Origin of the sequence: Bowmanella dokdonensis, from assembly GCF_017254865.1 — a bacterium.
Lineage (GTDB): Bacteria > Pseudomonadota > Gammaproteobacteria > Enterobacterales > Alteromonadaceae > Bowmanella > Bowmanella dokdonensis.
Genome location: NZ_JAFKCV010000003.1, coordinates 226272 through 246762, shown reverse-complemented (window position 1 = coordinate 246762; position 20491 = coordinate 226272). Strand labels below are relative to the sequence as shown.

Annotated in this window: 18 protein-coding genes; 12 read left to right on the top strand and 6 right to left on the bottom strand. The window is 54.7% G+C overall.

The annotated features are described in order from the left end of the window. The first annotated feature begins 8 nt into the window (after window positions 1-8). The 8 genes from J0A66_RS07050 (at window position 9) to J0A66_RS07015 (ending at window position 8120) form a co-directional block, all read left to right on the top strand. Complete coding sequence (locus tag J0A66_RS07050; protein ID WP_206573087.1) at window positions 9-296, top strand: hypothetical protein; 288 nt, start codon at window positions 9-11, stop codon at window positions 294-296. Between the two features lie 131 nt (window positions 297-427). After that, on the top strand, window positions 428-1279 hold the full coding sequence (locus J0A66_RS07045) for a DMT family transporter (protein ID WP_206573086.1): 852 nt from the start codon (window positions 428-430) through the stop codon (window positions 1277-1279). A 90-nt stretch (window positions 1280-1369) separates the two neighbouring features. Continuing rightward, on the top strand, window positions 1370-2803 hold the full coding sequence (gene miaB, locus J0A66_RS07040; RefSeq protein WP_206573085.1) for a tRNA (N6-isopentenyl adenosine(37)-C2)-methylthiotransferase MiaB: 1434 nt from the start codon (window positions 1370-1372) through the stop codon (window positions 2801-2803). Window positions 2804-2813: 10 nt separating this feature from the next. Further along, entirely contained in the window at window positions 2814-3869 is a 1056-nt protein-coding gene (locus tag J0A66_RS07035; protein WP_206573084.1) for a PhoH family protein, read from the top strand. Next, window positions 3866-4327, top strand: a complete 462-nt coding sequence (gene ybeY, locus J0A66_RS07030) for an rRNA maturation RNase YbeY (RefSeq protein WP_206573083.1) — start codon at window positions 3866-3868, stop codon at window positions 4325-4327. Before J0A66_RS07035 ends, ybeY begins: the two co-directional genes overlap by 4 nt. Window positions 4328-4358: 31 nt before the next feature. Then, the gene (corC, locus tag J0A66_RS07025) at window positions 4359-5237 is read left to right on the top strand and encodes a CNNM family magnesium/cobalt transport protein CorC (protein WP_206573082.1); all 879 of its coding nucleotides are present in this window, start codon (window positions 4359-4361) and stop codon (window positions 5235-5237) included. Then, on the top strand, window positions 5215-6765 hold the full coding sequence (gene lnt / locus J0A66_RS07020) for an apolipoprotein N-acyltransferase (protein ID WP_206573081.1): 1551 nt from the start codon (window positions 5215-5217) through the stop codon (window positions 6763-6765). Before corC ends, lnt begins: the two co-directional genes overlap by 23 nt. A gap of 83 nt (window positions 6766-6848) precedes the next feature. Continuing rightward, window positions 6849-8120: a Xaa-Pro dipeptidase gene (locus tag J0A66_RS07015; RefSeq protein ID WP_206573080.1), complete on the top strand. Its 1272-nt coding sequence runs from the start codon at window positions 6849-6851 to the stop codon at window positions 8118-8120. A gap of 26 nt (window positions 8121-8146) precedes the next feature. On the opposite strand, the gene J0A66_RS07010 is transcribed toward J0A66_RS07015, so the two are convergent. Beyond that, a complete protein-coding gene (locus J0A66_RS07010) occupies window positions 8147-9067 on the bottom strand; it encodes a DMT family transporter (protein ID WP_206573079.1) in 921 nt (306 codons plus the stop codon). Window positions 9068-9163: 96 nt separating this feature from the next. On the opposite strand from J0A66_RS07010, the gene J0A66_RS07005 reads away from it, so the two are divergent. Further along, window positions 9164-10597 carry an aminotransferase-like domain-containing protein gene (locus tag J0A66_RS07005; protein ID WP_206573078.1) on the top strand — a complete coding sequence of 478 codons (1434 nt, stop codon included), beginning with the start codon at window positions 9164-9166 and terminating at the stop codon, window positions 10595-10597. A 91-nt stretch (window positions 10598-10688) separates the two neighbouring features. On the opposite strand, the gene J0A66_RS07000 is transcribed toward J0A66_RS07005, so the two are convergent. Genes J0A66_RS07000 through J0A66_RS06990 form a run of 3 tightly spaced genes read right to left on the bottom strand, consistent with a single transcriptional unit; the run spans window position 10689 to window position 13270 of the window. Beyond that, the gene (locus tag J0A66_RS07000) at window positions 10689-11354 is read right to left on the bottom strand and encodes a glutathione S-transferase (RefSeq protein WP_206573077.1); all 666 of its coding nucleotides are present in this window, start codon (window positions 11352-11354) and stop codon (window positions 10689-10691) included. A 51-nt stretch (window positions 11355-11405) separates the two neighbouring features. Beyond that, the gene (locus tag J0A66_RS06995; RefSeq protein ID WP_206573076.1) at window positions 11406-12212 is read right to left on the bottom strand and encodes an alpha/beta hydrolase; all 807 of its coding nucleotides are present in this window, start codon (window positions 12210-12212) and stop codon (window positions 11406-11408) included. A gap of 53 nt (window positions 12213-12265) precedes the next feature. Continuing rightward, complete coding sequence (locus tag J0A66_RS06990; RefSeq protein ID WP_206573075.1) at window positions 12266-13270, bottom strand: zinc-binding alcohol dehydrogenase family protein; 1005 nt, start codon at window positions 13268-13270, stop codon at window positions 12266-12268. Window positions 13271-13364: 94 nt separating this feature from the next. Between J0A66_RS06990 and J0A66_RS06985 the strand changes: the two genes are divergently transcribed. After that, window positions 13365-13727, top strand: coding sequence for a winged helix-turn-helix transcriptional regulator (locus tag J0A66_RS06985; RefSeq protein ID WP_369127361.1), 363 nt, complete (start codon window positions 13365-13367; stop codon window positions 13725-13727). A 32-nt stretch (window positions 13728-13759) separates the two neighbouring features. Here the strand turns inward: J0A66_RS06985 and J0A66_RS06980 are convergent, their stop codons facing one another. Beyond that, the gene (locus J0A66_RS06980; RefSeq protein ID WP_439098862.1) at window positions 13760-15976 is read right to left on the bottom strand and encodes a M3 family metallopeptidase; all 2217 of its coding nucleotides are present in this window, start codon (window positions 15974-15976) and stop codon (window positions 13760-13762) included. A 304-nt stretch (window positions 15977-16280) separates the two neighbouring features. Here J0A66_RS06980 and J0A66_RS06975 point away from each other — a divergent pair, with 304 nt between their 5' ends. Together J0A66_RS06975 and J0A66_RS06970 are read left to right on the top strand one after the other, a co-directional pair. After that, the gene (locus J0A66_RS06975; protein ID WP_206573073.1) at window positions 16281-18203 is read left to right on the top strand and encodes a PrkA family serine protein kinase; all 1923 of its coding nucleotides are present in this window, start codon (window positions 16281-16283) and stop codon (window positions 18201-18203) included. A 16-nt stretch (window positions 18204-18219) separates the two neighbouring features. After that, window positions 18220-19488 (top strand): YeaH/YhbH family protein, encoded by a 1269-nt coding sequence (locus J0A66_RS06970; RefSeq protein WP_206573072.1) that lies wholly within the window; start codon window positions 18220-18222, stop codon window positions 19486-19488. Window positions 19489-19534: 46 nt separating this feature from the next. Here J0A66_RS06970 and J0A66_RS06965 read toward each other — a convergent pair whose 3' ends face one another. Next, on the bottom strand, window positions 19535-20443 hold the full coding sequence (locus J0A66_RS06965; protein ID WP_206573071.1) for a LysR family transcriptional regulator: 909 nt from the start codon (window positions 20441-20443) through the stop codon (window positions 19535-19537). Between the last annotated feature and the right edge of the window lie 48 nt (window positions 20444-20491).

Sequence of the window (20491 nt, the reverse complement as noted above, 5' to 3'; positions counted from 1 at the left end):
GAGGCCCTATGCGAAATTGTACCCATACTTTCCTGACTATTGCAGGCCTGTTGCTTGCCAGCCATTTGGCTGTTGCCGATACACAGGAATTCAGCCGGCATACCTTTACCTACCACCTGGACACCCAAATCGATCTGGTGCAGTTCAACTATCTCCAATGCGAGCAATCACTCAGAGATGATCTGGATAGGGATATACAAGACCAGGTGACAGAAAACCTTGAGGAATTTGGCAGTCACAAGCTGCTGGCCGCCTACCTGCCTGTTCACAAACAGGCATTACCTTCGACCGAATAAGATCTCTCCCTGGCTGTCCGGGCAGAGGTATTGCCCGGCAGTCTTTTTACCTGCACCCGGTGGCTGTATGGCCCCGTCGGGCTCTGTTATACTGGCGCTCCATTTGACTCCCAGTAACAGACCGATTTCCTATGTCCTCACCGCTGTTTGTGGGCGCTTGCTGCCTGGTACTGGCCGAAGCCTTGTTTGCCGGTGTCGGTGCACTGGTCAAATACCTGAGTGTTTATCTCAACCAGTCACAGCTGGTGTTCTTTCGCAATCTCTTTGCCCTGCTGGTCTTCGCGCCATGGATCCTGCGGGTGGGTATGGTCGGTCTTAAAACAGACTATCTGGGCCTGCATCTGCTGCGTTCCACCTCCGGCCTGGTTGCCATGTACTGCTTTTTTTACGTCCTGGCCAACCTGCCTCTGGCCCAGGCCATGATGGCGCTGCTGGTGGCGCCTTTTATCATCCCTATCATCAGCCGGGTCTGGCTTAAGGAACTCATCAGCCACAAAAGTATGATGGCTATAGGACTTGGCTTTATCGGCGCCGCTTTTGTGCTCAGGCCCCAGGGCGAAGGCATGAACCTCTTTGTGCTGCTGGCCCTGATCTGCGCCACTCTGGTGGCCTTTACCAAGTGCACTATCCGCAAGCTGTCCGGCTCAGAGCCGCCATCGCGCATCGTGTTCTATTTCACCGGCCTGGCCACCCTGGTGTCTTTGGTTCCCTTTCTGATTAACTGGCAACCCATGCCCGCCAATACCTGGCCGTGGCTGGCGCTGATGGGCCTGATGGCGGCAATAGGGCAACTGCTGATGACCAAAGCCTTTCAATTGGCGTCACCGGTCAGAATTGGTCTGCTGACATACAGCAGCGTGCTGTTTGCTGCTTTTCTGGGCTACTGGTTCTGGCAGGAACCCGTCTCAGTGGGCCTGATTGCCGGCACCTTGTTGATTGTCTGGGCCGCCAACCTGACCATCCGCCAGCGCTGGCTCTGGTAACTGGGCGCCAGTGGCGGTAAAATACCCGGCTCAGTTTTGATTCCATAACAGGAAGGATTGCGCTCCTTCCTTTTTTACCTTTAGGGCCGTATGAGCAAGAAACTTTTCATTAAGACCTGGGGTTGCCAGATGAACGAGTACGACTCGGAAAAGATGGCCGACCTGCTGGACTCCACCCATGGTTATCAGGCCACCGACAACCCTGAAGACGCGGATGTCATCCTGCTCAATACCTGTTCCATTCGCGAAAAAGCCCAGGAGAAGGTGTTTCACCAGTTGGGCCGCTGGAAAACACTGAAGAAAACCAATCCGGATCTGATTATCGGCGTGGGCGGTTGTGTGGCTTCTCAGGAAGGGAACCATATTCGTGACCGCGCACCCTATGTGGATATCGTATTCGGTCCCCAGACCCTGCATCGTCTGCCTGAGATGATTAACCAGGTCAAAGGAGATCGTTCGCCGGTGGTGGATATCAGCTTCCCGGAAATCGAGAAGTTTGATCGCCTGCCTGAGCCCCGGGCCGAGGGTCCCACGGCGTTTGTTTCCATCATGGAGGGCTGTTCAAAGTATTGCAGCTTCTGTGTGGTGCCTTACACCCGGGGTGAGGAAGTCAGCCGGCCGGCCGATGACGTAATTTTCGAGATTGCCCAATTGGCCGAGCAAGGGGTGCGGGAAGTCAACCTGTTGGGCCAGAATGTCAACGCTTATCGTGGCGCCAACCATGACGGCAGTGTCTGTACCTTTGCCGAGCTGCTGCACCTGGTCGCCGCCATCGACGGCATTGACCGGATCCGTTACACCACCAGCCATCCGGTAGAGTTTACCGACGATATTATCGAAGCCTATGCCCATATTCCGGAACTGGTGGATCATCTGCATCTCCCCGTGCAAAGCGGTTCAGATCGTATCCTGACCCAGATGAAACGTGGCCATACGGCCATCGAATACAAATCCAGAATTCGTCGCCTGAAAAAGGTTCGCCCCAATCTGAGCATGTCATCTGACTTTATCATCGGCTTCCCCGGCGAGACGGATGAAGATTTCCAGGCCACTATGGATCTGATCCAGGCCATCGGCTTCGATCTGAGTTTCAGCTTTATCTACAGCGCCCGTCCAGGCACACCGGCGGCCGATCTGCCCGATGATGTGAGTGAAGAAACCAAGAAGCAGCGCCTATACTTATTGCAACAGCGTATCAGTCAGCAGGCCATGAACATTGCACGCAATATGCTGGGCAGCGAACAACGTATCCTGGTGGAAGGGCCCTCGAAGAAGAATCCCATGGAGTTGTCCGGCCGCACCGAAAACAATCGGGTGGTTAACTTCGAAGGCAGCCCGGATATGATTGGCGAGTTTGTGGATGTGAATATTGTCGATGTGTTTGCCAACTCACTGCGTGGTGAGGTGCTTCGGCGAGAGGCAGAGATGGGCCTGCGCGTCAGCGTGACCCCGCAATCCATCATCCAGAAGCAGGCCCACAGCCAGCCAGACACCCTGGGTGTCGGCCAATTTATCCCCAATTAGGAGAGGATCATTGTCCAACCTTCTGGTCAGTAATGAAGTCGTACTGGAACCCAATGACCACAAGCGCCTGTCCAGCCTCTGTGGTCCATTCGATGACAACATCAAGCAGATTGAGCGGCGGTTAGGGGTAGAAATCAGCTACCGCGACAACCAGTTCAAGGTATTGGGCAAAGCTCAGCAGGCGGTGGCCACCTCTGAGCTGCTCAAACTGCTGTACATAGAGACCCAGCCGGTCAAAGGACAGATTCCGGACCTGAATCCGGAGAAAGTCCATCTGGCCATTCAGGAAGCCAAGTGCCTGGAACAGGCCGAAGCGGGCAAACATGGCAAAGAAGTACATATCAAGACAAAACGGGGCGTCATCAAGCCCCGTAACCCTAACCAGTCCCAGTATGTACAGAACATTGTGAATCATGATATCAGCTTCGGCATCGGCCCGGCCGGAACCGGCAAGACCTATCTGGCCGTGGCCAGCGCGGTGGATGCCCTGGAACGCCAGGAAGTCCGCCGTATACTGCTGACCCGTCCGGCCGTGGAAGCCGGCGAAAAGCTGGGTTTTTTACCCGGTGATCTGTCGCAGAAGGTGGATCCCTATCTGCGTCCTTTGTATGACGCCCTGTTTGAAATGCTCGGTTTCGAGAAAGTCGAAAAACTGCTGGAACGCAATGTCATCGAAGTAGCGCCGCTGGCCTATATGCGCGGTCGCACCCTTAACGATGCCTTTATCATCCTCGATGAAAGCCAGAACACCACGGTTGAACAGATGAAAATGTTCCTGACCCGTATCGGCTTTAATTCCCGCGCGGTGATCACCGGCGATATCACCCAGGTGGATTTGCCGCGGGGCGTGCGAAGCGGTCTGCGCCATGCCATCGAGGTACTCAAGGACGTGAATGACATTTCCTTTAATTTTTTCAACGCCAATGATGTGGTCCGTCACCCCGTGGTGACCCGCATTGTTATGGCGTACGAGGAACATGAGCGCCAACAGGAAGAAATCCGCCTGAAAAAAGAGGCAGATAAACATGCCCAGTCGCAGGGGCCCCAAGAGAAACCCTCCCATTGAGCGCCAATCTGGATCTGCAACTTGCCTGTGACAGGCCAGACTTGCCAACTGAAGCCGATATTCAGCGCTGGCTCGACATGACGCTCGACTCTGCCGGTCTTGCATCCGGCGAGATCACCGTGCGAATTGTCTCAGCCGGGGAAAGCCGTCAGCTGAACAGTCAGTACCGGGGCAAGGACAAACCCACCAACGTTCTCTCCTTCCCTTTTGAAGCCCCCCCGGGCATTGAGCTGGACCTGCTTGGGGATCTGGTTATCTGTGCCGAAGTTGTGGCCCATGAAGCGGCCGAACAACACAAACCTCTGGCTCACCACTGGGCTCACATGTGCATCCACGGCACCTTGCATTTACTCGGCTTTGACCATATTGAACAAGCCGAGGCAGAGGAAATGGAAGCGTTGGAGATCCAAATCCTGGCCAAATTAGCAATTGACGATCCCTATGAGGATCGTGAATGATAGCCCCTTATTACCTTAAAGATTGGAGCTTATGAGCGACGACAACCCCCACTCTAGTAACGGTTCTGCCAAGCAGGGCTGGCTGGGCAAGATAGTCCAGTCCCTCTCGGGAGAACCGCAAAACCGGGAACAACTGGTGGAAGTTATCAACGAAGCGCAGCAGCGTGATGTAATTGATTCCGCCACCCGGGAAATGATCGAGGGAGTGCTGGAAATCAGCGAAATGCGGGTCAGGGACATCATGATCCCCAGAGCCCAGATCGTCACCATCGGCATAGACCAGAGCGTCGGTGAGTTTCTACCGGTGGTATTGGAGTCGGCCCACTCGCGCTTTCCTGTCATCAACGAGGACAAGGACCATATCGAAGGGATCCTGCTGGCCAAGGATCTGCTCGAATATGGTTTCAACCCGGAAAAAGACTTCAAACTTAAGGATATCCTGCGTCCGGCCATCATAGTGCCGGAAAGCAAGCGAGTGGACGTGCTGCTGCGTGAGTTTCGCCAGGAACGCTACCATATGGCCATTGTGGTGGATGAGTATGGCGGGGTATCGGGTCTGGCCACTATCGAGGATATTCTCGAACTCATCGTCGGTGAGATAGAGGATGAGCATGATATCGAAGAAAATGAAACCGAGGATATCCGCCAGCTCAACAAGTATACCTTCTCCGTTAAGGCACTGACGCCGGTGGAAGATTTCAATGACTACTTCAATACCGGCTTTGATGAAGAAGAAGCAGACACCATAGGCGGTATCGTCTTGCGGGCTTTTGGCCATATGCCTATGCGCGATGAGGCAGTGGAAATCGACGGCATCGAATTCCGGGTGACCAATGCAGACAAGCGACGTCTGATTCAACTTAAAGTGAGTCTGCCGAAAAAGGATGATGGCGAAGATCAGGGCGGCTGACAGCCGTCTTCTCCCCTGTTTGCTGGCCTTGCTGGCCGGATGCGGACTGACCCTGGGGTTTGCCCCTTTCTCACTCTGGTTGTTGGTGCCTGCGCTGCTTGGCGGCTTTTTTTGGCTGCTGGCATTTCGCGCCAGCCACTATCCGTTTTTGCTGGGTTTCTGTTTTGGTCTTGGCTGGTTCGGCACCGGCGTTAGTTGGGTGCATGTCAGTATTGCCGACTTCGGTGGCCTGCCGCTAATTGGCTCGCTGAGCCTGATGCTGCTGCTGTGTGCCTATCTTTCCCTGTATCCGGCCCTGGCAAGCTGGTTGTTAGTGCGATTGGTCAAACGAGCCTGGTGGCCACTGGCTATTCCCTTTATCTGGCTGGTTTGTGAATGGTTACGTAGCTGGGTACTGACCGGTTTTCCCTGGCTTTCCCTGGGTTACAGCCAGTTACAGGGGCCGCTCGGCGGCTTTATGCCACTGATTGGAGAAACCGGCGTCAGCATGCTGTTGGTGATGCTATCCAGTGCCCTGGCGCTGATGGTGCCCAAGCGGCAGTTTCTGTCCGCCTGTTTGCTGCTGGCAGTACTTCTCGTATGCGGCTTGGTGCTGAACCAGGTAAAGTGGACCTCGCCCACAGGGCAGCAGGCCAATCTGGTGATGGTGCAGGGTAATATCAAACAGGAACTGCGCTGGGTACCTGAACAGGACAAACCCACCATGCAGAAATACTGGCAACTGACCGAGCCTTATCTGGATGCAGACCTGATTGTCTGGCCCGAAGCGGCCGTGCCAAAACTGGAGCCTCTGGCCCTGGACTACCTGCATGACGTGGATGTGCGCCTGGGCGCCCATGGAGTGGGACTGGTCACCGGCATCGTCAACTACAACTTCGAAACCCGAAGTGCCTACAATCAACTTATTGTACTGGGCAGTCGCGACGGTGAACCCGAAGGACATTATGCTTATCCCTATGCCAATCGCTATGCCAAGCATCACCTGTTACCCATAGGTGAGTTTATTCCGTTGGAAGACTGGCTGCGGGGGCTGGCACCCATTTTTGATCTGCCCATGTCATCCTTCAGCCGCGGCGATTACCAGCAGACCAACATGACGGTCAAGGGTTATCGGCTGGCGCCGGCCATTTGTTTTGAGATAGCTTTTCCTAACCAGATCCGCGCCAATCTGCATCAATACACGGATTTTATCCTGACCGTCAGCAACGATGCCTGGTTCGGCCGCTCCCACGGTCCCCACCAGCATCTGGAAATTGCCCGGGTACGCGCCAAGGAATTTGGCCTGCCGGTGCTCAGGGCAACGAACAATGGTATTACCGCCCTCATTGATGCAGACGGCAGCATTCAGGCCAGCCTGCCCCAGTTCGAGGAAGCGGTGCTCAGTGCTACGCTCCGGCAATACCGCGGCACGACCCCTTATGCAAGATTTGGCGATCTGTGGGCCTGGCTTCTGGGACTGCTGGGACTGGCTCTGTCCCTGTGGTTGCCCAGGGCCGGCCTGCTGAGCAGGCATACCAGGTTAAGCTGAGCCTTATTTCCGTCCAAATTCGTTGAACACAGCCTGTCCCCGGCATACCCTGCTGTTTCTACTTCAAGAATTTGGACAACGATATGAAGCTACCTGCCCTTGCCGCCGGATTACTGTTGGGCGGCACCAGTGCGCTCGCCGATCCCCTGGTCATCAAAGCCGACGCCATGATCGATGTACTGACCGGCAAGCGGATTGAATCCCCTGCCCTGGTGATCAGAGACAATCGTATTGAGCAGGTCACTTCCCAGGATAAGCTCAATTTGCCTGAAAGCGCCAACGTCCTGGACTTAAAGGGCCAGACACTGCTGCCTGGTCTGATGGACATGCACGTGCATATCACTTCAGACGCCGCAATGCACGGCTACAAGGGACTGGAGATCTCGCTACCCAGGGAAACCCTTTATGGCGTGGCCAATGCCCAAAAGACCCTGATGGCCGGCTTTACCACCATCCGCAATCTGGGAGCCGGCGGCTTCAGCGATGTGGCCTTGCGCGATGCCATCAACGAGGGAGATATTGCCGGTCCGCGGATTTTCGCCTCGGGCATTCCTCTGGGCATTACCGGCGGTCACTGTGACAATAACCTGCTACCGTTCGAATACCAGGACAAGTCAGCAGCGGTAGCCGACGGCCCCTGGGCGGTGCGGGAAAAAGTCCGTATGAACATTAAATATGGCGCCGATCTCATCAAATACTGCGCCACCGGCGGGGTATTGTCCAAGGGCACCAAAGTGGGCGCCCAGCAATACAGTCAGGAAGAGATGAACGCTCTGGTGGAAGAAGCCAAACTGCGTGGCATTACCGTAGCGGCTCATGCCCACGGTACCGAGGGGATCAAGGCGGCGATACGTGCCGGGGTCAGCAGTATTGAGCACGCCAGTTTCCTCGATGATGAAGCCATCAAGCTGGCCAAACAGCATGGCACTTATCTGTCTATGGATATCTACAATACTGAATACATTCTCAGCGAGGGAGAGAATGCCGGCATACTGCAGGAAAGCCTGGATAAGGAGCGGGTGGTCGGCAGCAAACAACGGGACAGTTTCAGCCGGGCGGTGAAAGCCGGGGCCAAAATGGTGTTCGGTTCGGATGCCGGTGTCTATCCCCACGGGGACAACGGAAAGCAATTTTCGCGCATGGTGCGCTTCGGAATGACACCCTTGCAGGCCATACAGTCGGCGACCATCAATGCCGCCACCCTGCTCAGACAGCAGGAACGACTGGGCAGTCTCAGCGAAGGCAAACTGGCCGATATTATCGCCGTGTCAGGCAATCCCCTTGAGGACATCAGTACCCTGGAACGGGTTAACTGGGTCATCAAGGATGGCAGACTGGTTAAAAAGCCGGACTGACCATCATCCTACCAGGCAAAAACCCGTCAGGGGCTTTGCGGCAACGGGCGGCGAGCCAGCCGCCATTGCCTGAATCTTTCCAGTGGCGTCAGTACCAGGGCATTACCGGTCAGGACCAGCAAGAAACCCCATACCGTGTTGGCGTGCCAGACGAAGCCCTCAAACCAGGTGCTAAGCACCACCGCCACCAGAGGAAACAACACGATCACATAACTGGCCCGTTCCGGGCCGATGTTCTTCAGCAGCACGAAATAGCAGGCAAAGGCGATGACGGTGCCAAAGACCGACAGATACAGCAGGCTGAGGACATATGGCATACGGGTATCGAACGTGAACTGGGCGCCGCTTATCCACACCACCAGGCTCAGAATCCCTGTGCCGTAGAGCATGCCCCAGGCGTTGCCCTGCAAGATGCCCACCTGCCGAGCCGAGTTGCGCACACTGACCATATTCCCCAGTGAGGCAAACAGGGTCCCTGACAGCGCCATCAATAGTCCCATCAGGGTCAGGTTGGACAGGTCCAGATCCTGCACGTCGGTCCAGAACAGTAACACAATGCCGATGATGCCCAGCAGGGCACCGGCATAGATCCGACCGGCAATCGGCCTGCCGAAGAACAACCGGGTGTTGACAATGTTCATCAACAGCAGGGTAGTGAATGCAATGGACGCCAGCGCCGATGTCAGATATTCCTGCGCCCAGTAAAGCACCAGGTAGTTGAAGCAGAAATTAAACGCCGCCAGCAGGATAAAAAAACCATGTTGCACCAGGTCATAGCGCATCGGCAGTTTCCGATACAGACAATAACCCCACATCAGCAGCGCAGCCATGGCAAAACGATAGACCAGGGACACCTCGGCGGCCACCACTCCCAACTGAAATTCGATGGCCAGCCAGGTCGATCCCCAGATCAGAACGGTAACCAGATACAGCAGAAAGTTTTTCATCTATGTCCCTGACGGTTGAGGTTGGATAGCAAGCATGATAAAGATTATCTGTGCACTTAACATATACAGATTGTAAAAAAGCGACCTATACAGATTATGTCTCAGATTGTTACTCGCCAGGCCAACCGCTACCTGTACCGACAGGTGGCGGACATCATCCGTGACATGCAGCACAACGGCACACTGAAAGTGGGAGACCGTATTCCCTCACTCCGGCAGTTGGCCGACACCTTGAATATCAGTGTGCCGACGGTCAAGCAGGCCTATGAAGAACTGGAACGCATCGGTCTGGTGATCTCCAGGCCAAAGTCCGGCTATTTCCTCAGCGGCAGACAAGTGCAGGGAGCGGTGCCGCGCAAGCCCAAGCTGGCCGCCAGAGCCCTGCCGGTGAGCCGGCAGCAGCTTATCGAAGAGATCCACGGCGCCGTGCATACGCCAGGCACCCTGCCATTTGGCATCTGCAATCCGGTGGCGGCCCTGCCCAGCAACAAGGCGCTGGCCCGGACCATGCGTCGGGTCATGTCCATGGCGGGTGAGCAAGCCATCGGCTACGGTGCCTTTGCCGGCTTCGAGCCACTCCGGCGGCAGCTGGCCTATCGCTATCTGCAGATGGGTATGCAGGTGGATCCGGCGCAGATAGTGATCACCAACGGCGCCCAGGAGGCCCTGACCATCTCCCTCAAAATGCTGGCCAAACCGGGGGATGTGATTGCGGTGGAATCCCCCTGCTATTTCGGCATTCTGGAACTGATCGAAAGCCTGGGCATGCTGGTGTACGAAATACCCGTTTGTTCGCAAAAGGGTCTGAGCCTGCAAGACATCGAACAGGCTGTCAGCCAGCATCCCATCAAGGCCTGTGTGTTTTCCACCACCATTACCAATCCCATGGGATCGGTGCTGGATGAGGCAAGCAAGGAGGCGCTGGTTGAATTGCTGGAATCCAAAGGCATCGGCCTGATCGAAGACGACGTCTATGGGGATCTGTATTTCGGCGACAAACGTGGCCTGCCGGCACAGATTTATTCGACCAGGGGTCTGGTACTGAGTTGTTCCTCTTTCTCCAAGACGGCCGCACCCAGCTACCGGGTGGGCTGGTTGTTGGCACCGAATTTCTCTGCTCAGGGGGCGAGGCTCAAGCGTGCCCTGTCCTGCTCGGCGTCCCTGCTGAACCAATGGACACTGTCGGAGTACATCGGCAGTGGTGAATACGATCGTTACCTCAAGCAGCTCCGACAGGTGTTGCACACCAACAAGGAGCGCATGAGTGCAAAAGTTCAGCAACACTTTGTTCCCGGCACCCGTCTGAGCAATCCGGGCGGCGGGGCAGTGTTGTGGTTGGAGTTACCGCGAAAACTGGATGGCAGCCTGCTGTTCCGTCAGGCCCTGAACGCCGGCATCAGTCTGATGCCGGGGACCTTGTTTGCCGCGTCCGACAAGTATCGCCACTGCATTCGCCTCAGCTACGGCCTGCCCTGGAACGATAAGGTAGAAGCGGGCATTGTCCGACTGGGAGAACTGTCCCGGGGCTAGAGCACCGAATGGTTAAGGGATAGCCACCTGTCCCGCCCTGTGGGAGTCGCCTTAAATTAGCCTGGTGAGCATGACTTAACCATTCGGTGCTCTAGGCATAAGCATACTCACCACCGGCCAGCAACGCCTTCTGGTAGGCGGGTCTTGCATGGATCCGCCTGACATAGGCCTGAATATTGGGGTGCTCGTCTGCCGCCAGGCCCCGGGCCACAGCCGCCTCCAGCGGAAAACTCATCTGCACATCCGCCCCGGATGGACTGTCCCCTGTCAGCCACTGACGGCCTTCCAGGCGCTGTTCGACAAACATCAGGTTGTTGCGGATATTGGCGGCAATAAAACTCTTCATCGCCTTGTCAGCGATTTTGCGGGCAATGGGCCTGGCAAAAAACGGCATTGGACTGGTGCGCACCTTGTCCATTACCAGTTTGAGCAGCATGGGCGGCATCAGGCTGCCTTCGGCAAAATGCAGCCAGTAATGGTAATCCAGGTGGGCTTGTGTACCGCTACCCGGAATCCAGTCCTGGCCATGTTGTTCACACAGGTACTGAATAATGGCGCCGGATTCGGCCAGCACCAGGCCGTCCTTTTCCAGCAGCGGTGATTTGCCCAGCGGATGCACCCGCCTGAGGCTCTCGGGAGCCAGCATAGTTTGAGGATCACGCTGGTAACACTGGATCTTGTAGTCAAGGCCCAGTTCCTCCAACAACCAGAGAATACGTTGCGAGCGGCTGTTATTGAGATGATGCAGAGTGTACATTTGAATGACCTGAAGGATTTTAGTCAGGATACGTGATAATGGCGGAATAGATCAGCCTGATTTTCCGCCTGTAGCCAGAAATTCCATGACCTCATCAAACCAGTCCGCATCTGCCTGCAGAGGCAGATTATTGTGGCCCGACTGGGAAAACCGCCACAGTCGCTTGGGCGCTGATAACTGCTGGTACAGGCTCAGGCTGAAGCTGACCGGCACGATCTCGTCCTGTCCGGCCACCAGCACGGCAACGGGCGAAGCAAAATCCTGCAGATGCGTCTGGCTGTCAAATCTGTCTCGCAGCAACCAGTCCACCGGCAGATACCAGTAATGATGGGAAGCCAGTTCAGCCAGGCTGCGCCAGGGAGATTGCAGCACCAGGCCATCCACATCCCCCCGGCCCAGTTGCGCGGTCATGGCTGCCGTCACGGCCGCCCCCAGGGATTCTCCCCATAGATATACCGGCCCGCTGAAAGTCTGCCGGGCAAGAGACAGGGTCTGCAGCGCGTCCTGCACCAGAGTCCGTTCACTGGGCTTACCTGCCCGTCCTCCATAGCCCGGGTACTCTGCCAGCAGGACCCGGTAGCCCCGCGCAGTCAGTGCTTTGGCAAAATAATCCCGCTGCCAGGCGGACCCGGCGTTGCCATGAAACACCAGTACCGTCCCCTTGGCATCACTGTGCTTTGGCTCACCCAGATATCCCCGCCATTCGTCCTGTGGCCAGGGGGTCAGGCCCAAGCTCTGGAGCTGTTCATCTGAGGGACGGTAAGTGGCGGGAAAATACAGCAGACTGCGCTGCCACAGGTATAGGGCCATTACCAACAACAGGTAACCGAGCAACAGAATCAACAGTATGCGCACCATTTCAGGCCCTCCCAAATAACTTGAGTTGACAGAATATACGCCCTGGGACCGACCTATGCCTGTATCACCAGCTTGCCCATCAGTTTCCCCGTTTCAACCAGTCGATGGGCTTTTTCAAGGTTCTCTGGCGACATCCCCCTGAGTCGCTGTGTCAATGTCGGCTTCAATTTGCCTTGCTCAAACAATGTGGCTCCCTGGCTGAGAATCTGTTGCTGGCGAGCCATTAAATGGGATTGATACAGCCCTGGTGTGAACATATATTCCCAGACAAAACCGGCGCTCTTGGCCATCAGTGGCTTGAGATTGTGATCCTTTGTGGTACTGGATAACGCACATATCAGGCCATAGGGGGCTACCAACCTTACCATTTCTTCGAAATACCGGTCGGTATCATGGCAACAAAGAATGCGATCAAACTGATCGGCCGCCATGCCTGTCAGTTCATTATGCGGCAGGACATGGCTTGCCCCCAGGTCACGACACCACTGCTGGGACTCAGCCCTGGACGCTGTTGCGGTCACCTCGATACCGGCAAGACTGGCCAACTGGATAGCCACCGATCCCACGCCCCCCGCGCCGTTAATGATCAGCAGTCGCTTTTTGCCAGCCTCAACCGGCCACAACTGATAGCCGAGTCTGTCAAACAATGCTTCCCAGGCCGTCAGCAACGTCAGCGGCATCGCCGCCGACTCACTATCATCCAGGTTGCCTGGCGCTCGGGAGACGATTCTGGCATCCACCAATTGGTATTCAGCATTACTACCAGCGCGGTTAATCTGGCCCGCGTACCAAATACGGTCTCCAGGTTTGAAACCTTCCACCTTGTGCCCCACCCGCTCAACGATGGCCGTGGCATCCCAACCCAGCACATGCAGGCTGTCATCTAAACCCGTTTTGGCCTGCCTGACCTTGAGATCAACCGGGTTGACGGAAACGGCCAGGATTCTGACCAGCAGGTCGTGTCCATCGGGTGCTTGCAGGACAGTTTCCACTTGCCTGAAACTGTTGCTACTGCCTTGAAAGGCCACGGAAGAAAAACGGATTTGTGAGTCGGTCATCTTGGTTCCTGATTTTTGAAAAAGGTCGCTTCGCGCTTGGCAGTCAAAGTCGCATCTTAGTCAACCTCAGGACTTTATGTAAGAATGCACATTTATGTGCATTAGTGTCACTTTGTATACTATGAGAAATAAAACCAACCAACGTAACATCAGTACGGACTGCGGCGTGGAATCGGCTCTGGAAGTGGTCGGAGGTAAATGGAAAGGCGTTATTCTTTACCACTTAATTCCTGGCATCAGGCGGTTCAATGAACTGAGGCGGCTGCTTCCGGGAGTGACGCAGAGGATGTTGACCAGACAGTTGCGCGAATTGGAAGAGGACGGAATGGTGGACCGGCAAGTCTATGCCCAGGTGCCTCCCAAAGTAGAATACAGGCTGACAGAAAAAGGGGCCACCCTGGCCCCGATTCTGCTCAAGCTAAAGGAATGGGGAGATACCCATATCCTCAAGCAATAATACTTTTGTTCTGGTCGGCCAGATCGGGCGGTTTACATCTTTACTTCAGTGCCCACAGGAAATCCCCGGTCGCGCATCAGGGCTTCCACCTTAGCGTCCCGGCCACGAAACGCCCGGTAGGCCTCGGCCGGATCCTGGGCGTTGCGGATGGAAAACAGGTGCTCAACCAGTCTGGCCGCCACCTCCTTGTCATAAAAGCCCCCCGGTGCTTCTGCGAATGCCTCTGCCGCATCCGAGGTCAGCACCTCAGCCCACATGTAACCATAGTACCCGGCCGAATAGCCTTCGCCAGAAAACACATGGCCAAAATGGGGAGTGCGGTGACGCATCACCAGCTCTTTTGGCATACCGAGCTGCTCAAGGGTTTCCCGCTCAAATTTGCCCGGGTCCAGCCCCTGGGGATCAGTCATATGCAGCTTCAGGTCGATTAACGCCGAGGCCAGGTATTCCGTAGTCTTGAATCCTTCATTGAAAGTGGCGGCCTTTTTGATCTTGGCCACCAGGTCATCTGGTATCGGCTGGCCAGTCCGGTGATGCACCAAGTAGTTGTCGATGACTTCGTCGGTCAACAACCAGCGTTCCAACAACTGGGACTGGAACTCGGTATAGTCCCTTACCCCACTGTTCAAAGAGGGATAAGCCACTTTGGAGGATAAGGCGTGCAGGGCATGACCGAACTCATGGAAATAGGTTTCGGCGTCATCCCAGGAAATTAGCACAGGTTCTCCAGGTACCCCTTTGACAAAGTTGGAATTGTTAGAGGACAACACCGTCTGCTTGCCATCGAATGTACTGTGGCTGCGGTAACTGTTAGCCCAGGCTCCTGAGCGTTTACCCTGACGGGCAAAGGGGTCCAGATACCAAAGACCAACCAGTTTGCCGCTGGTCTTATCTTTGACTTCCCACACCCTCACATCCGGATGGAAGACCGGCACCGAACCTTGTGGCACGGCAGAAAATTCGAAGTTAAACAAGCGGCCGGCTACATAGAACATGGCCTCCCGTAGCTTGCCCAGTTGCAAGTACTGTTTGACCTCATCCGAGTCCAGATCGTATTTGGCCTTGCGGACCTTTTCTGCATAGTAGCGGTAATCCCAGGGCTCAATACTGATATCCGCCCCTTCGGCATCGGCTATGGCCTGCATATCCGCCACCTCTTCCTTCACCCGCGCGATGGCAGCAGGCCAGACGGACTCCATCAGTTCCATCGCACGCTGTGGGGTCTTGGCCATACGATTGGACAGTCGCCACTGGGCATAGTTGTCATAGCCCAGTAGTTCGACCCGTTCGTCCCGCAGCTTGAGAATCTGTGAAATGAGGGCGTTATTGTCAAACTCGTCATTGTTGTCGCCGCGATTGTAATAGGTGCGCCATACCTGCTCACGTAATTCACGCTCGTCGGAGAACGTCAGGAACGGATCCATGGAAGAGCGCGTATTGGTGATGGCATACATACCCTCCCGTCCCCTCTCCTTGGCGGCCTGTGCGGCGGCTCTGACCACCGATTCCGGGAGGCCGCCGAGCTGTTCTTTGTTCAGGAACAGCACATAGTTTTCCTCGTCGGCCAGCACATTGCTGGAGAATTTCGTGTGCAGTTTGGCCAGTTCCAGATTGATTTCTGCATAACGTTCCCTGGCCTGGCCGGTCAGGGTGGCACCATTGCTGGCGAAGCCGTCATAAATCAGATAGACCAGTCGCTGTTGATCGGACCGCATGGTCTTAAGGGATTCGCTTTCATAGACGGTCTTGATACGATCAAACAGTTTGTCATTCTGGGTGATCTTCGAGTAGAAGGCCGACAGCTTCGGGGCCATCTCTTTCTGGATTTCACGAAACTCGGGACTGGACAGATTGGCACTCAAAATCCCATAGTAGGTAAACACCCTGTCCAGATCACGGCCGGCTTTTTCATAGGCGACGATGGTATTCTCGAACGTCGCTGGGGCGGGATTGTTGGCGATGACATCCAGTTCCGCCAGTTGTCTGTCCATCCCTTCCTGCAAAGCGGGTTTAACCCATTTCAGTTCCATTGCGTCAAAGGCCGGTACGCCGCCGTAGGGGCCCTGCCAGTTGGCCAGCAACGGATTGGCCTCACCCAGCGGTACAGCGTGGCTGGCCATAACCTCACTGGCGCTGCTTCTGTTCGCCTGACTGCTCTGCTCGGGTGTCTGGCTACAAGCCGCAAGGCTGCCTATCAGTGCGGCGCTGAGCGCCACTTTTATCAGGGTAGGGGAAGTAAGTTTCATCATTGCTTCTCATGGCAAGTAAAACTCGCAGTCTACCGGGATGAGGGCTACTGGCAAACCCATCTGCACATACAAACACGTTGAATTGGTTAGAAAATGTTTCAAACGGCACAGACCCCATCCTGAATATGGCCACGCCGGTTCTCCCTCAGCAAAAGGGGCTGTGGGGGCGGGAATTTTTTGCCCAGAAATCGTTAAATAGCAACACGGACCCCAAAATTAGGGTCTAACCTTTAGATGAGGCGCCTTGACGAAATGGGCACTTTTCTTCCTCACGCATGCAAATCTTAATGTCCCGGAGGTGGTTATGGGTATTTTCGAGCACTACCAACAAAGATATGAAGCTCATAAAGAAGAAGAGTACAGCATCAGCGAGTTCCTGGAGCTCTGCAAGCAGGACAAGACGGCCTATGCCAATGCTGCGGAGCGTCTGTTGCTGGCTATCGGCGAACCGCAGATGGTGGACACTTCCCAGGATCCCGCCCTCAGCCGTATCTTTTCTAACCGCACTATCGCCCGCTATCCGTCTTTTTCGGATTTCTTTGGCATGGAGGAATCCATCGAGCAAATTGTTTCCTATCTCAAACATTCGGCCCAGGGCCTGGAAGAGAAGAAACAGATACTTTACCTGCTTGGGCCGGTAGGTGGCGGTAAATCGTCCCTGGCCGAAAAACTCAAGGAACTGATGCAGAACGTGCCTGTATATTGCCTCAAGGGTTCCCCGGTTAATGACCACCCGCTGTGTCTGTTCGATCTGAATGAAGACGGCGAAATCCTGGAAAAGGAGTATGGCATCCCCCGCCGTTACCTGAAGACGATCATGTCCCCCTGGGCCAGAAAACGCCTGCACGAATTCAATGGTGATATCGCCAAGTTCCGGGTGGTTAAAATGCATCCTTCCGTGCTGGACCAGATTGCTGTGGCCAAAACCGAACCCGGAGATGACAACAACCAGGATATTTCCGCCCTGGTGGGCAAGGTAGATATCCGCAAACTGGAACAGTATGCCCAGAATGATCCGGATGCCTACAGTTATTCCGGTGCCCTGTGCAAGGCCAATCAGGGGCTGATGGAGTTTGTGGAGATGTTCAAGGCCCCCATCAAGGTCCTTCATCCTCTGCTCACCGCTACGCAGGAAGGCAACTATAACCCCACTGAAGGTTTCTCCGCCCTGCCCTTCGACGGTATTATTCTGGCCCACTCCAACGAATCTGAGTGGATGAGCTTTCGCAATAACCGCAATAATGAAGCCTTCCTGGACAGGGTATATATCGTCAAAGTGCCTTATTGTCTGCGGGTCAGCGAAGAGCAGAAGATTTACAAGAAGCTGCTGGAAAACAGTGAACTCTCAGGTGCCCCCTGCGCCCCGGGCACGCTGGAGATCCTGTCTCAGTTCAGCGTATTGTCACGCCTCAAGGAGCCGGAAAACTCCAGTATTTATTCCAAGATGCGGGTCTATGACGGGGAAAGCCTGAAAGATACCGATCCCAAGGCCAAGTCCTATCAGGAGTACCGCGACTATGCTGGGGTGGATGAGGGTATGGAGGGGCTGTCCACCCGCTTCGCCTTTAAGATCCTCTCCAAAGTGTTCAACTTCGATCCCATGGAGGTGGCGGCCAATCCGGTCCATTTGTTCTACGTATTGGAACGGCAGGTGGAGCGGGAGCAGTTTCCCCAGGACACCACTGACAGATATAAGGAATTCCTCAAGGGTTACCTGATCCCCAAGTATGTGGAATTCATCGGTAAGGAAATCCAGACTGCCTATCTGGAATCTTATTCAGAATATGGTCAGAACCTGTTTGATCGTTATGTGACTTATGCAGACTTCTGGATCCAGGATCAGGAATACCGGGATCCGGAAACCGGACAGTTGTTTGACCGTGAGGCCCTGAATGCCGAACTGGAAAAAATTGAGAAACCCGCCGGCATCAGTAATCCCAAGGACTTCCGCAACGAAATCGTTAATTTCGTGTTGCGGGCCCGGGCGAATAACAAAGGCAAGAATCCGGCCTGGACCAGCTACGAGAAGCTGCGTACCGTCATTGAGAAAAAGATGTTCTCCAATACCGAGGACCTGCTGCCGGTCATTTCTTTCAATGCCAAGAGCAGTGCCGAGGATCAGAAGAAACATGACGATTTCGTCAAACGTATGACAGAAAAAGGCTACACCAGAAAGCAGGTCAGACTGCTGTGTGAATGGTATTTGCGTGTACGCAAATCTTCATAGGGTGCGGGGGAGTTGTATGGCGCACTTTATCGACAGAAGAGAAAACAGCAAGGGTAAAAGCACGGTCAACCGCCAGCGCTTTATCCGTCGTTATAAGCAGCAAATCAAAAAAGCCGTCTCCGACGCCATCTCCAAGCGCAGTGTCACCGACATAGAAAGTGGCGAGAGCGTCAATATCCCCACCCGGGATATTAAGGAACCTGTTTTCCATACGGGTAAAGGCGGCGTCAGAGACATGGTGCATCCGGGGAATGATCAATTCAGCCAGGGTGACCGTATTCAGCGCCCCCTTGGCGGTCAGGGTGGTGGAGCCGGCCAGGGTGACGCATCAGACAGCGGCGAGGGTGAGGATGAATTCGTCTTTCAGATCTCCAAGGATGAATATCTTGATCTGTTGTTTGAAGATCTCGCCCTGCCCAACCTGAAGAAAACCCAGTTGGACAAGCTGGTGGAATATAAGACCTACCGGGCCGGATTCAAAACAGATGGCGTACCCAGCAATCTGGATATTGTGCGTTCCCTGCGTGGGTCCATGGCAAGGCGCATTGCCCTGACCGGCGATAAACGCAAACGCCTCAGGGAGCTGGAAGCCGAACTGGAGACGCTGAAAAATGACAAGCATGACCATGAGCTGGAGATCCGGGATCTGGAAAGAGAGATCGCCGAGCTCAAATCGCGCATTGCCAAGGTGCCTTTTTTGGATACCATTGACCTGCGCTTCCGCAATTTCGAGAAGCGTCCGCTGCCCACCAGCAAAGCTGTGATGTTTTGTCTGATGGATGTGTCCGGCTCCATGGATCAGGCCACCAAGGATATCGCCAAGCGCTTCTATATCCTCCTATACCTGTTTCTGACCCGTACCTATAAGAACGTACAGGTGGTCTACATCCGCCACCATACCCAGGCCAAGGAAGTGGACGAACAGGAATTCTTCTATTCCCAGGAAACCGGTGGCACCATCGTCTCCAGTGCCCTGAAGCTGATGGATGAAATTGTCCGTGAACGCTTCCCTCCCGGGGAGTGGAATATCTACGCTGCCCAGGCGTCAGACGGTGACAACTGGGCGGATGACTCTCCCCAGTGCAGTGCCCTGTTACAGCAGCATCTGCTGCCGCTTGTGCGTTATTACGCCTACATAGAGATTACCCAGCGCCAGCATCAGAGCCTTTGGCGTGAGTATGAGGGAGTGAAGGCGCTGAACGATCATTTCGCCATGAAACATATCCGCACCATTGAAGATATTTACCCCGTCTTCAGGGAGTTGTTTAAGAAGCAGGCTGCCTGACAATACGCTGCCGGTCTGCCTCAGGGCCGACCGGCAAAGGCACCCATCATTTCTGGGCGAAATAAGCCATTTCGCGGATACAGTGCTTGAGCACCGGATTGAGAATAGTGTTCTTGCCATTGATGGCAAAAAAGTCATGCCTGAAGTGAAAATCTTCTCCTCCCACTGCCACCAGGCCAAGCTCAGGATGTCCGTTAACCAGTGAATCCGGCAGCAATCCAAGGTAGTTACCGGTCAGAATGGCGGCCAGGCAGGATTCGAAGGAATCGGAGAACGTATGAATGGACATGCGCTGATTCTCGCCAATGTAGTTTGACGAGGACAAACCGGTAATACCGATGCTGGCATAGTCTTCCAGGCGTATTTTATCAGGAAAGCTTTCCTTGTATCTGGCCAGGGGATGGGATTCATGGCAATAAAGACGCCCTTCATTCACCACACCCAACGGATGAAAAACCAGGGACTCCGGCTTGACCATGTCATAGCTGGACACCACCAGGTGACACTCTCCGGACAAGGCTACATGCTCCACCTCGTTGTACAAGCGTGTCTGAATATTGAAGTGAATATCATCAAATTTCTGCATGGTGCTTTTCACGGCCTGGCTGATGGCCTGGGACAGTTTCAAAGGCAGACTGGACATCATCACCAGGGTAATATGACCCGAGTAGTCGTCGTGCAGACTTTTGAGATTAAATACGAAGTTGTCGAAGGCGTTAAAGATACGCTTGGTTTCCTGAAACACCACTTCGCCTTCCTTGGTCATCTGGAAACCGCCCCTGCCCCGGTGGCAAAGCACCAGATCCAGGCGCTCTTCGAGTTTCTTGATGGCCGCGCTGATATTCGGCCTTTGCATACGCAATACAGGCTCGGCAGCAGTAAAGCCGTTACAGGACGCCACGGCGTAGAATACGCGCAGCAGCTTGATATCAGATTCTTGCAGTCTGTTTAGCATGGGAGTCCAGATCTTTTAGGTATGCTAAAAGATACTACACTCCTTTTA